The following is a 12,479-nucleotide window of genomic DNA, read 5'->3' on the forward strand; positions in this document are numbered from 1 at the left end:
GCGCGCATCCCGTCAATCCCTGACGAATCTTTGGAGCACTACATGAGTCAAGTCACGCTGGGTGGCAACCCGATCGAAGTCGCTGGCACGTTCCCGTCCGTCGGCCAGAAGGCGCCCGCCTTCACGCTCGTCGGCAAGGATCTGAAGCCGCTCTCGCTCGCCGACTTCGCCGGCAAGCGCAAGGTGCTGAACATCGTCCCGAGTCTCGACACGCCGACCTGCGCAACCTCGACGCGCAAGTTCAACGAAGCAGCCGCCAAGCTGAACAACACGGCCGTGATCGTCGTGTCGGGCGACCTGCCCTTCGCCGCTTCGCGCTTCTGCACGACGGAAGGGATCGAAAACGTCGTGACGGCCTCGACGTTCCGCGGCCACGAGTTCGCGCAAGCGTACGGTGTCGACGTGACGAGCGGCCCGCTGACGGGCCTGACCGCGCGCGCGGTCGTCGTCCTCGATGAAAACGACAAGGTCGTGCACGCCGAGCTCGTCGGCGAAATCAAGAACGAACCGAACTACGACGCAGCGCTCGCCGCGCTGAAGTAAGCTTCACGCTTGCGTCGACACAGCGCCGCTCCCGCATCGTCCGGGCGCGGCGCTGTCACATCGTCGCGCCCATTTTCTTCCGACACCGATACTTCTTATAGGAACGCTCGCCTTGGCTACGCTGATTTGCGGCTCGCTCGCCTACGACAACATCATGACCTTCGAAGGGCGCTTTCGCGAGCACATCCTGCCGGAACAGGTCCATATCCTGAACGTCAGCTTCCTCGTGCCGACGATGCGTCGCGAATTCGGCGGCTGCGCGGGCAATATCGCGTACTCGCTGCATCTGCTCGGTGGCGACGCACGCATCATGGCGACGCTCGGCGCCGTCGACGCGCAGTTGTACATCGATCGCCTCGACACGCTCGGCCTCTCGAAAGAGCACGTGCGCGTGCTGCCCGAAACGTACTCGGCGCAGGCGATGATCACGACCGACCTCGAGAACAATCAGATCACCGCGTTCCACCCGGGCGCGATGATGCAGTCGCATCTGAACCGCGCCGACCAGCCAGGCGTGAAGCTCGGCATCGTCGCGCCGGACGGCTTCGACGGCATGATCCAGCACTCCGAACAGTTCGCGGCGGCGAGTATTCCGTTCATCTTCGATCCGGGCCAGGGGCTGCCGCTGTTCGACGGCGCGTCGCTGCGCCGCATGATTGAACTTGCCACCTACGTGGCAGTCAATGACTACGAAGCCGCGCTCGTGAGCAACAAGACGGGCTGGTCGATCGAAGAGATTGCAAGCCGTGTCGATGCGCTGATCGTGACGCGCGGCGAGCACGGCGCGCAGATTCACCATTCGGGCGGCATCGAAGAGATTCCGGCCGTCAAGGCAAAGCAGGTGCTGGACCCTACGGGTTGCGGCGATGCCTTCCGGGGCGGCCTGCTGCATGGCATCGAGAAGGGTCTCGGCTGGGCAACCACGGGCCGTCTCGCGAGCCTGATGGGCGCGCTCAAGATCGAACATCAAGGGCCGCAAAACTATGCGCCTTCGCGCGCGGAGATCAACGACCGGTTCAAGCAGGCATTCGGGTACGAACTGCCCGAAGGCGCGTGACGCGCATACGCCGCGCCTGACCGGTCGCGTTTGAGGGCTCGAAGAAGCGAGCCCGTTTGGAGTCAAGGGAATGAAAACAACAAATCGTACTGTGGGCCGCCTGGTATTGGGCGCGGTGATCGTCAGTTCGCTCGCCGTGACAGGCTGCGCGTACAACAGCAGTTCCGCCGACGTCTACACATCATCGCAGGCACAACGTGAAGAGACCGTACGCATGGGCACCGTCGACAGCGTGCGTGCCGTGAAGATCAGCACGAACAACGGTCAGCCGAGCGGCATCGGCGCAGTGGGCGGCGGCGCGCTCGGCGCGGTGGCGGGCAGCGCGATCGGCGGCGGCCGTGGCTCGATCCTGACGGGCATCGTCGGCGGGCTGGCGGGCGCCGTGGCAGGCAACACGATCGAGAACAGCACCGCGATGCGCGACGGCGTCGAGATCACGGTGCGCCTCGACAACGGCGATATGCGCGCGATCACGCAAAGCGCGACAGGCGAAATCTTCAGCGCCGGCGAGCGCGTGCGTCTGCTGTCGAGCGGCGGCGTGACCCGCGTGACCCACTGACGCGTTCCCGCAGACGCAATCCATTTCCCTGCCGGCGGCGCGCTCTCGCGCCGTGACGGCAACCTCACACGCATGCGCTCCCCTGTGCATGCGTTTTTTTTCGCATCACGTTTGCGCATCGCCGCATGAGTCGTGAGCAACGCATCCTTCCTCGACAGACGCCCCGCGCGAGCCCATCGCGTCGTCACCGGCGCGAAACGCACGACGAATCCGGACGAACAGCAGACGAAAAAATCCCGCCGCCAGTTGCCCGGCGGCGGGATCGGATTGATTGAGTAGCCCTACTCAATCGCCGGACGCATGCTGGATGCGTCCGTTGCGGCATCAGCTCTTACGGACGGCTGCCCGTCGGAAACGGCCATGCTGCAGCCGGATTCAACGCGGTCTTGACCGTAGCAGCCGGCGCCGTCGAAGCAGCGGGCGCAGCCGGAGCAGGTGCTGCCTTCTTCGCAACGGCCTTCTTCGCAGGGGCAGCCTTCTTCGCAGGCGCAGCGGCCTTTTTCGCGGCAGCCTTCTTGGCGGGCGCAGCCTTTTTGGCGGCAGCCTTTTTAGCAGGCGCCTTCTTTGCAGCGGCCTTCTTCGCCGGTGCTGCCTTCTTCGCAGCAACCTTCTTCACGGCGACTTTCTTCGCTGCAACCTTCTTCGCTGCAACCTTCTTCGTCGCGACCTTCTTTGCAGCGGCCTTCTTCGCCGGTGCTGCCTTCTTCGCAGCAACCTTCTTCACGGCGACTTTCTTCGCTGCGACCTTCTTCGCTGCGACCTTCTTTGCAGCCGCCTTCTTCGCCGGTGCTGCCTTCTTCGCAGCAACCTTCTTCACGGCGACTTTCTTCGCTGCAACCTTCTTCACAGCGGCCTTCTTCGCCGGTGCTGCCTTCTTGGCGGGAGCCGCCTTCTTCGCGACGACCTTCTTTGCTGCAGCCTTCTTGGCTGCCGGCTTCTTCTTGGCGAGTGCCATCATTTTCTCCTTCAGGTTTCAGATGAGAGTCAGTTCAAACTACACCCTTCGTCAAAACCCGCTTCCCGCGGACGCTTCTCACGGCGGCCACTGCGAAGCGGGCTATTCATCGGCGTACGCAGCTCCAGCGCGCTTACGCTAATGAATACGGTAAGGCGCGCCGTGCCATCGGGCACAGCGCGCCAAGTCCAGTCGGCATCGGATGTCGATGCCGGCAATCGTTTGATCGAGCCGCTCGCTTTCGCGCGGACGGCTTTTTCCGGGGGGAAGTTTGCCCATCCCACTGAAGGGTTCGCAAAGTGCCTGTGATCTTTATGGGCCGCGGCATTCCGCGGCGCACCGGGCACGCTCTGCATCAGGCGGTCATGCTCCTCATCAAACTTGCCGCGGCACGGCCGGCGGCAACCCCATCAAATGCATACGCGACGCGTCGGGTTACTCCCAGGACAGCGCGCCGCCGGTCTGATATTCGATAACCCGAGTCTCGAAGAAATTGCGTTCCTTCTTCAGGTCGATCATCTCGCTCATCCACGGGAACGGGTTTTCCTCGTTCGGGAACAGTGGATCGATGCCGATCTGCTGGCAACGGCGGTTGCAGATGAAGCGCAGATAGCTCTTGAACATCGACGCGTTGAGGCCAAGCACCCCACGCGGCATCGTGTCTTCTGCGTAGCGATATTCGAGGTCGACCGCATGCCTGAAGATCTCGCGGATCTCCGCGCGGAACTCCGGCGTCCACAGATGCGGGTTTTCGAGTTTGATCTGGTTGATCAGGTCGATGCCGAAATTGCAGTGCATCGACTCGTCGCGCAGGATGTATTGGTACTGTTCCGCCGCGCCCGTCATCTTGTTCTGGCGGCCAAGCGCCAGGATCTGGGTAAAGCCGACGTAGAAGAACAGCCCTTCCATCACGCACGCGAACACGATCAGCGACTTGAGCAGCTTCTGGTCTGCTTCGAGCGTGCCCGTCTTGAAGGCCGGGTCGGTCAGCGTGTGGATGAACGGAATCAGGAATTCGTCTTTGTCGCGGATTGCGGCAACTTCGTGATACGCGTTGAAGATCTCGCCCTCGTCGAGACCGAGCGACTCGACGATGTACTGATAGGCGTGCGTGTGGATCGCCTCTTCGAACGCCTGGCGCAGCAGGAACTGGCGGCATTCGGGCGCCGTGATGTGACGGTACGTGCCGAGGACGATGTTGTTCGCCGCGAGCGAGTCGGCCGTCACGAAGAAGCCGAGGTTGCGCTTGACGATGCGGCGCTCGTCTTCCGTCAGCCCGTTCGGGTCTTTCCAGAGCGCGATGTCGCGGGACATGTTGATTTCCTGCGGCATCCAGTGGTTCGCGCAGCCGGACAGATACTTCTCCCACGCCCACTTGTACTTGAACGGCACCAGCTGATTGACGTCAGTCTTGCCGTTGATGATGCGCTTGTCGGCGACATTCACGCGAGCTTCGGGAGCGACGGCCGGCGCATTCGTTTGTGCCGGCGGAGCGATTGCGATGTCGTTCGCGAAGACTTGTTGAGCCGAGGGAGCTTGATGAGCGGAACGCGTTTGCACTTGCGAACCGACGGCCGTTCCCTCAGCGTTGCGCGACACGTTCGGTTGCGTAGCACTCGAGGGAGTTACGGCAGTGATCTCGTCATCCCAGTTGAGCATAAATGTCACCATCAATTTAGATCGGTTTGTACCATCTTTTCACGAGCGTTAAAAGGGTCCGCTCATGAAAAATCCTGTTTTCGAATCGCGTTGCGACCTTCATACAACACTTTGTTCACGAGTCAGTGAAGGTCACTCGATGCGAGTCGATCGAAACGTGTGTCGATGTAGCGCGATGCACGATCGAAAGAGCGTTGCCTCAGCGAGGCGTGTGCGTTGCTTCGGCTTCGAAACGATTGCGTCTTCGTACACGTCGCGATGTTCCGTCGAAGCATGTCCGGCATGTGATGCATCGCCTGCTCGTCCACTGCTTCGCGTGCTGCATTCAGCTTGAGGCTTCGTGTTTCCTCGCAGTCATCGACTGACGTGTAGCACGTGATGTTCCTCGCTGCTTCGCCTGACTGACTGCCCCGGTACATCGCCGGACAAACCGCGCGATGAATCGCCCAATCGAAGTGCCGCGCGAGCATCGACTCTCGCACGTCATGCCCGCTCGAAGTGCATCGGCTTCTACTTTCGCGGCGCGTCATTAAGTCTTGCCCGGAGTCTGGCTCGACGTCTTCCGTGCGTGCTGCTTCGACTTCGCTTCGCAATGGGCGGCGCGTTGTGCACGCGCCGCCTATCTCTTTCTCTTTCTGCGCGCCGCCGGCGCGGACCAGCGGCGGGTTACTGCTTGCTGCCGCTCGCTGCTGACAGCTGTACTGCCTGCTGACTGCGCGCGCTTACTGGCAGGCTTCGCACTCTTCGAAGCCAGGGTCGCCCGGACGCATCATGCAGACGGGACCATCGGCTTCGGGTGCTGCCTCGGCTACCGCTGCAGGCACCGGCGTTGCTGCCGCGGCCGATGCCTGGAAGCCGCCCGTCACGCCCGACGAAGCCGCACCGCCACCGACACCGAAGCCACCCGCTGCGCCGCCTTCGCCACCGTCGCCCGACGGCACTGCGTTCAGCGCGCCGTGCGCGACCGTCGACTTCTCGACGTGCGTGGCCGCCATCGTGCGCAGGTAGTACGTCGTCTTCAGGCCGCGCAGCCATGCGAGCTTGTAGACCTCGTCGAGCTTCTTGCCCGACGCGCCCGCCATATAGATGTTCAGCGACTGCGCCTGGTCGATCCACTTCTGACGGCGCGACGCCGCTTCGACCAGCCACGTTGCGTCGACTTCGAACGCGGTCGCGTAGATCGCGCGCAGGTCGCCCGGCACGCGGTCGATGCGCGACAGCGAGCCGTCGAAGTACTTCAGGTCCGCGACCATCACTTCATCCCACAGGCCGCGTGCCTTCAAGTCACGCACGAGGTAGTCGTTCACGACCGTGAATTCGCCCGAGAGGTTCGACTTCACGTACAGGTTCTGGAACGTCGGCTCGATACATGCAGACACGCCGATGATGTTCGAGATCGTCGCCGTCGGCGCGATCGCGACGCAGTTCGAGTTACGCATGCCGTGCGTGGCGATGCGCGAACGCAGCGACGCCCAGTCCATCGATTCGCTCGAATCCACTTCGACGTAGCCGCCGCGTGCGTCGGCGAGCAGCTTCAGCGTGTCCTGCGGGAGGATGCCGCGATCCCACAGCGAGCCGCGATAGGTCGAGTAGCGGCCGCGCTCTTCCGCCAGTTCCGTCGACGCCCAGTACGCGTAGTAGCAGACGGCCTCCATCGAACGGTCGGCGAACTCGACGGCTTCCTGCGATGCATACGGCGTGCGCAGCACGTGCAGGCAGTCCTGGAAGCCCATGATGCCCATGCCGACGGGGCGATGCTTCAGGTTCGAGTTACGCGCCTTCGCGACCGCGTAGTAGTTGATGTCGATGACGTTGTCGAGCATGCGCATCGCGACGCTGATCGTGCGCTTGAGCTTGTCGTGGTCGAGAGCGTGCGTGCCGTCGGCCTGCTCCTTCAGGTGCGCGACCAGGTTCACCGAGCCCAGGTTGCAGACGGCGATTTCGGCGTCGCTCGTGTTCAGCGTGATTTCCGTGCACAGGTTCGACGAGTGGACGACACCGACGTGCTGTTGCGGCGAGCGCACGTTGCATGGGTCCTTGAACGTGATCCACGGATGGCCCGTTTCGAACAGCATGCCGAGCATCTTGCGCCACAGCTGCGCCGCCGGAATCTTCTTGAACAGCTTGATCTCGCCGCGCGCGACCTTGTCTTCGTAAGCCGTGTAAGCCGTTTCGAATTCGGCGCCGAATTTGTCGTGCAGGTCCGGGCAGGTCGACGGCGAGAACAGCGTCCAGTCGCCGCCTTCGAGCACGCGCTTCATGAACAGGTCGGGAATCCAGTTCGCCGTGTTCATGTCGTGCGTGCGGCGACGATCGTCACCCGTGTTCTTGCGCAGTTCGAGGAATTCTTCGATGTCGAGGTGCCACGATTCCAGGTACGCGCACACCGCGCCCTTACGCTTGCCGCCCTGGTTCACCGCGACAGCCGTGTCGTTGACGACCTTCAGGAACGGCACGACGCCTTGCGACTTGCCGTTGGTGCCCTTGATGTGCGAGCCGAGCGCGCGCACGCGCGTCCAGTCGTTGCCGAGACCACCCGCGAACTTCGACAGCAGCGCGTTTTCCTTCAGCGCTTCGTAGATGCCGTCGAGGTCGTCGTCGACCGTCGTCAGATAGCACGACGACAGTTGCGAGCGGCGCGTGCCCGAGTTGAACAGCGTCGGCGTCGACGACATGAAGTCGAAGCTCGACAGCACGTTGTAGAACTCGATCGCGCGCGCTTCGCGGTCGATCTCGTTCAGCGAGAGGCCCATCGCGACACGCATAAAGAATGCCTGGGGCATTTCGATGCGCGTGCCGTCGATGTGCAGGAAGTAGCGGTCATACAGCGTCTGCAGGCCGAGGTAGCCGAACTGCAGGTCGCGGTCTGCGTCGAGCGCGGCGCCGAGACGCTTCAGGTCGAACTGCAACAGCTTGTCGTCGAGCAGTTCGGCTTGCACGCCGCGCTTGATGAAGAGCGGGAAGTACTCGGCATAGCGGCCGGCCATTTCGGCTTGCGTGACTTCCTCTTCGAGGATCTCGCGGCGGATCGTGTGCAGCAGGATGCGAGACGTGACCTGGCTGTACGCCGGATCCTTCTCGATCATCGTGCGCGCAGCGAGGATGGCCGAGTCGTAGACCTGGCTCATCGGCACGCCGTCGTACAGGTTCTTCACCGTCTCGGCGACGATCGGCTCCGCGTTCACCGCATCGCCCAGGTTCGCGCACGCCGATTCGATCAGGCCGCGAAGCGCCGGCAGATCGAGCGGGCGCGTGATGCCGTTGTCGGTCACGTTCAGGCCCGACGTGCCCGCCGGCGCCTCGGCTTCATGGCCGCGCTCCTGGGTGCGCTTCTCGCGATACAGCACGTAGGCGCGCGCAACGTTGTGCTCGCCCGTGCGCATCAGCGCGAGTTCGACCTGATCCTGAATGTCTTCGATATGGAACGTGCCGCCATTCGGACGGCTGCGCACGAGCGCGCGCACGACGTTCTGCGTGAGCTGCTCGACCAGCTCGCGAACCCGCGCCGACGCCGCGCCCTGACCACCGTTGACGGCCAGAAACGCCTTCGTCACTGCGATGGCGATTTTCGACGGCTCGAACGACACCACGCTGCCGTTGCGACGGATCACCTTGTAGTCGGCATAGCCCGTCTGCGGCGCGAGCGCCTGGGCGCCCTGTGCGAGCCCTTCGACGGGGCGGCCAGTGGGTGCGCCCTCGAACCGGGTCGTCACGTTGTCGGTCGTTTGCATGTGCAAAGCTCCTGGTCTTGGAATGGTGCGGAGTGATCCGCGGTTAGTACAAACGCTGCGCCACCCCGGACGCATGCGATAGGGCAAAAGAAAAGAGGTAGCGGGAACCGTAAAACAGAGTGGCCGGATGCGACAGATCCGTTGGGACGTACGTCTTCATCATGTGTGTCGCGATCACTGACTGCGCCCTTTTCTTCGAAGCTGCGAGCGCCGGCTCTCTCAACCGACTGCGCCGCATCAAGTTTTTTCAATGCCGGGAATGCCGACGGCGCCATGCTCATGGAGCGGGGCGCCGCCTGATCAACACAAGATATAGTGCATCGACTGCATTACGGCACGAAGTATAGTGTACTGAGCGGCTATCGCAAATTGTTTTATTTGGTCAGACGGTATTGACTTTTGGGTAGTCCGCGCCGGATGAAGGCGACGGCGGAACACGGTGATCTCGCGCTGTCGGTGCCGCATCGTACAAACACGAAGTGACGTGCTTACGGCGTTATCGGCGCGCGCGACGACGGATGCAGATAGGGGAAATACGGATCGGCGAGCGCCGCGTCGCGTTGCAGACGCGGCCAGTCGAAATGCGGACCGGGATCGGTCTTGCGGCCAGGCGCGATGTCGGCGTGACCGGCGAGCGCGTTGATCGCATAGTGCGCGGCGAGCGCCTGCACGAGCGGCGCGAGCGTTTCGTATTGGGACGCTTCGAACGGCGTCGTATCGCTGCCTTCGAGCTCGATGCCGATCGAGAAGTCGTTGCAGCGCTCGCGGCCAAAGAAGTTCGACGCGCCCGCATGCCACGCGCGCTCGTCGCATGACACGTATTGCTCGAGCGCGCCGTCGCGACGGATCACGAAATGCGCGGACACGCGCACGTCGCGCAGATGCGCGTCGTAGTACGGATGCGCGTCGCAGTCGAGCCGGTTGAGGAAGAGATCGGTGATGCCCGTGCCGCCGAATTCGTTCGGCGGCAGGCTGATGTTGTGAACGACGATCAGCGTGGGACGCGCGCCGTTCGGACGTGCCTCGAAATTCGGCGACGCCAGCTGGTGCGCTTCGTTGACCCAGCCGTTCGCATCGACGGTGAAACGCGCGGCAGTGCCTGCCGTCATCGCGCGTTGCGGCCCGCAGGGCGCGCGGCGTAGCGCTTCGCGTGATCGTGCGAGCAGAAAGTCTGCCCTTCGACCATGACGGAATCGCTCTTCGGCGCATGCACGCCGCATTCGACGCAGCGGATCATCGGCTCGGCGAGCTGGCCCGCAGCCTTGCCGCTCGCGTGACCATGGCTGCGCGCGCCCGCGTGCGCATCGGCACCCGCATGACCGCCCGCGCCCGTGCGCGCCGTGCGCGACGCATCGGCGCGGCGCAGCGCCTTCACGAGCCACTGGCCGACGATGAACAACAGGATCAGCAGAAAAATTTGTCGCATGACACTCAGACCACAGGGCGGTGCAACAGCACCTCAAAGACAAAACGGCTGCCGACATACGCGAGCAGCAGCGCGACGAACGACGCGAGCACCCAGCGCAACGCTGCGCGCCCACGCCAGCCGGACACTTTGCGCGCTGTCAGCAACGCACCGAACATGATCCACGAGAGAATCGCGAACACGGTCTTGTGGTCGAGCTGCAATGCGCGGTCGGCGAGCTGTTCGTTGAACAGGATGCCGGAGAGCAGCGTCAGCGTAAGCAACACAAAACCCGCGCCGATCAGGCGGAACAGCAGCGTCTCCAGCGTGAGCAGCGGCGGCAGCGTATCGAGCCAGCTCGACAGCCAGCCGTTCGCGGCTGCGGCGCCTTGCCGCGCGAGCGTGCCGCCGCGCATCGCGTGCAGCCGGCGCTCGACGAGCAGCATCAGCACCGCGTGCAGCGCCGCGATCACGAAGAGACCATACGCGACGTTCGCGATCAGGAAGTGCAGCTTGAAGAGCGGATCGGCCGCGTACGACAGCACGTGCACGCCGCTGAACAGCAGCGGCAGCAGCGACGCGACGCAAGCCAGTGGCAGGACGAGCAGGCGCAGGCCGTCGAGTGGAAAGAAGAAACTCTCGATCCAGTAAATGCCCGCGCCGAGCCAGAACATCGCGGAAAGCGCGAACGCGAAACCGAACACCATCGCGTCGTGCGGGAAGATCGTCGTGTGCAGCAGCACGCCGTGTGCGAGCAGCGCGGCGAGCAGCACGATGCGCGTGGTCATCGACATGCCCGCGGATGCTTCCGACGACAGCCCTCGCCCGCCGCCCGCCGGCAGCGGCGCTGCGGACGAAACGGGTGACACGCTTTCGAGCATGGGGCGCACGGCCGCCTGGCGGTGCGCGCGCCAGCCCGCGACGGCGAGACCGCCGTACAGGAGCGCAGTGAGGGCATACAGTACAATATCCATATTGGAAGTTTACACTAGGCCCCTTCTCCATGACGTTTGCGACGCTGCGCTAGCGGCGTCGGCCGCTCTGGCGCGGTGACGGAACGGGCCGTACTGCTCATCGCTCCCCATGCTCGACAATCTCACTCAACGGATGGCGCGCGTCGTCAAGACGCTGCGCGGCGAAGCCCGCCTCACCGAGGCGAACACCCAGGAGATGCTGCGCGAAGTGCGCCTCGCGCTCCTCGAAGCGGACGTGGCGCTGCCCGTCGTGCGCGACTTCATCGCGAAGGTGAAGGAGAAGGCGCTCGGCGAGGAAGTGATCGCCAGCCTGTCGCCGGGTCAGGCGCTCGTCGGCGTCGTGCAGCGCGAGCTGACGGCCGTGATCGGCGGCGACTACGAAGGCAAGGCCGCCGAACTGGACCTCGCCGTCACGCCGCCTGCAATCATTCTGATGGCGGGTCTGCAGGGCGCGGGTAAGACGACCACCGTCGGCAAGCTCGCGAAGCTGCTGCGCGAGAAGTACAAGAAGAAAGTGCTGACCGTGTCGTGCGACGTGTATCGCCCCGCCGCTATCGCTCAGTTGAAGACCGTGACCGAGCAGGTCGGCGCCGATTTCTTCCCATCGCAACCGGACCAGAAGCCCGTCGACATCGCGCGTGCCGCCGTCGACTGGGCGAAGCGTCACTATCACGATGTGCTGCTCGTCGACACGGCCGGCCGTCTCGGTATCGACGAAGCGATGATGAACGAGATCACGGCGCTGCATAAGGCGCTCGATCCGGCGGAAACGCTCTTCGTCGTCGATGCGATGCTCGGTCAGGATGCCGTGAACACCGCGAAGGCGTTCAACGACGCACTGCCGCTCACGGGCGTCGTGCTGACGAAGCTCGACGGCGACTCGCGCGGTGGCGCGGCGCTGTCCGTGCGTCATGTGACGGGCAAGCCGATCAAGTTCGTCGGCGTCGCGGAAAAGCTCGATGGCCTCGAGATCTTCTATCCGGACCGGATGGCGAACCGGATTCTCGGCATGGGCGACATTCTCGCGCTCGTCGAGGAAGCGCAGCGCGGCGTCGACGTGCAGGCTGCGCAGAAGCTCGCCGACAAGGTCAAGAAAGGCGGCGACTTCGATCTGAACGATTTCCGCGCGCAGCTTTCACAGATGAAGAAGATGGGCGGCCTGTCGTCGCTGATGGACAAGCTGCCCGCGCAGTTCCAGCAGGCCGCGTCGAACGCCGACATGGGTCAGGCCGAGAAGCAGATGCGCCGCATGGAAGGCATCATCAACTCGATGACGCCCGCCGAGCGCGCAAAGCCCGAGCTGATCAAGGCGACGCGCAAGCGACGCATCGCGGCGGGCGCGGGCGTGCAGGTGCAGGAAGTCAACCGTCTACTGAACCAGTACGACCAGATGCGCACGATGATGAAGAAGCTCAAGGGCGGCAACCTGCAGAAGATGATGCGCGGCATGAAGGGCATGATGCCGGGCATGCGCTGATCCCTCTCGGCCGCATGCGCTCCTTCGCAGATGCGAGCGCGCGGCGGCCATCTCGACCCGATGCGTATGCCGAACGAAGGCGCGGGTATATGCTGTAGCGCACCGGGTCGTTGTCTCTC

11 protein-coding genes are annotated in these 12,479 nt (G+C 63.5%); 4 read left to right on the top strand and 7 right to left on the bottom strand.

Annotated elements, in window-relative coordinates:
• Positions 1 to 42 precede the first annotated feature (42 nt).
• From tpx to GCT13_RS03165, 3 genes are all read left to right on the top strand, one after another.
• A complete protein-coding gene (gene tpx / locus GCT13_RS03155) occupies positions 43 to 543 on the top strand; it encodes a thiol peroxidase (RefSeq protein ID WP_152755309.1) in 501 nt (166 codons plus the stop codon).
• 112 nt (positions 544 to 655) lie between these two features.
• Positions 656 to 1,600 (top strand): carbohydrate kinase family protein, encoded by a 945-nt coding sequence (locus tag GCT13_RS03160; RefSeq protein WP_152755310.1) that lies wholly within the window; start codon positions 656 to 658, stop codon positions 1,598 to 1,600.
• Positions 1,601 to 1,670: 70 nt separating this feature from the next.
• The gene (locus tag GCT13_RS03165) at positions 1,671 to 2,159 is read left to right on the top strand and encodes an outer membrane lipoprotein (protein ID WP_152755311.1); all 489 of its coding nucleotides are present in this window, start codon (positions 1,671 to 1,673) and stop codon (positions 2,157 to 2,159) included.
• 331 nt (positions 2,160 to 2,490) lie between these two features.
• On the opposite strand, the gene GCT13_RS03170 is transcribed toward GCT13_RS03165, so the two are convergent.
• From GCT13_RS03170 to GCT13_RS03200, 7 genes are all read right to left on the bottom strand, one after another.
• Complete coding sequence (locus tag GCT13_RS03170) at positions 2,491 to 3,114, bottom strand: histone H1-like repetitive region-containing protein (RefSeq protein WP_152755312.1); 624 nt, start codon at positions 3,112 to 3,114, stop codon at positions 2,491 to 2,493.
• Between the two features lie 29 nt (positions 3,115 to 3,143).
• The gene (locus GCT13_RS03175; protein WP_152755313.1) at positions 3,144 to 3,470 is read right to left on the bottom strand and encodes a hypothetical protein; all 327 of its coding nucleotides are present in this window, start codon (positions 3,468 to 3,470) and stop codon (positions 3,144 to 3,146) included.
• A 79-nt stretch (positions 3,471 to 3,549) separates the two neighbouring features.
• Complete coding sequence (locus GCT13_RS03180; RefSeq protein WP_152755314.1) at positions 3,550 to 4,773, bottom strand: ribonucleotide-diphosphate reductase subunit beta; 1,224 nt, start codon at positions 4,771 to 4,773, stop codon at positions 3,550 to 3,552.
• Positions 4,774 to 5,495: 722 nt separating this feature from the next.
• Positions 5,496 to 8,504, bottom strand: coding sequence for a ribonucleoside-diphosphate reductase subunit alpha (locus GCT13_RS03185; RefSeq protein WP_152755315.1), 3,009 nt, complete (start codon positions 8,502 to 8,504; stop codon positions 5,496 to 5,498).
• Between the two features lie 488 nt (positions 8,505 to 8,992).
• Positions 8,993 to 9,613: a 1,6-anhydro-N-acetylmuramyl-L-alanine amidase AmpD gene (gene ampD, locus GCT13_RS03190; protein ID WP_152755316.1), complete on the bottom strand. Its 621-nt coding sequence runs from the start codon at positions 9,611 to 9,613 to the stop codon at positions 8,993 to 8,995.
• Complete coding sequence (locus tag GCT13_RS03195) at positions 9,610 to 9,930, bottom strand: PP0621 family protein (protein ID WP_152755317.1); 321 nt, start codon at positions 9,928 to 9,930, stop codon at positions 9,610 to 9,612. Before GCT13_RS03195 ends, ampD begins: the two co-directional genes overlap by 4 nt.
• Positions 9,931 to 9,935: 5 nt before the next feature.
• Entirely contained in the window at positions 9,936 to 10,883 is a 948-nt protein-coding gene (locus GCT13_RS03200; protein WP_152755318.1) for a cytochrome C assembly family protein, read from the bottom strand.
• Positions 10,884 to 10,992: 109 nt separating this feature from the next.
• On the opposite strand from GCT13_RS03200, the gene ffh reads away from it, so the two are divergent.
• Positions 10,993 to 12,360 carry a signal recognition particle protein gene (gene ffh / locus GCT13_RS03205; RefSeq protein WP_152755319.1) on the top strand — a complete coding sequence of 456 codons (1,368 nt, stop codon included), beginning with the start codon at positions 10,993 to 10,995 and terminating at the stop codon, positions 12,358 to 12,360.
• The last annotated feature ends 119 nt before the right edge of the window (positions 12,361 to 12,479 follow it).

This window comes from Paraburkholderia franconis (genome assembly GCF_009362735.1).
In the GTDB taxonomy this organism is placed as follows: domain Bacteria; phylum Pseudomonadota; class Gammaproteobacteria; order Burkholderiales; family Burkholderiaceae; genus Paraburkholderia; species Paraburkholderia franconis.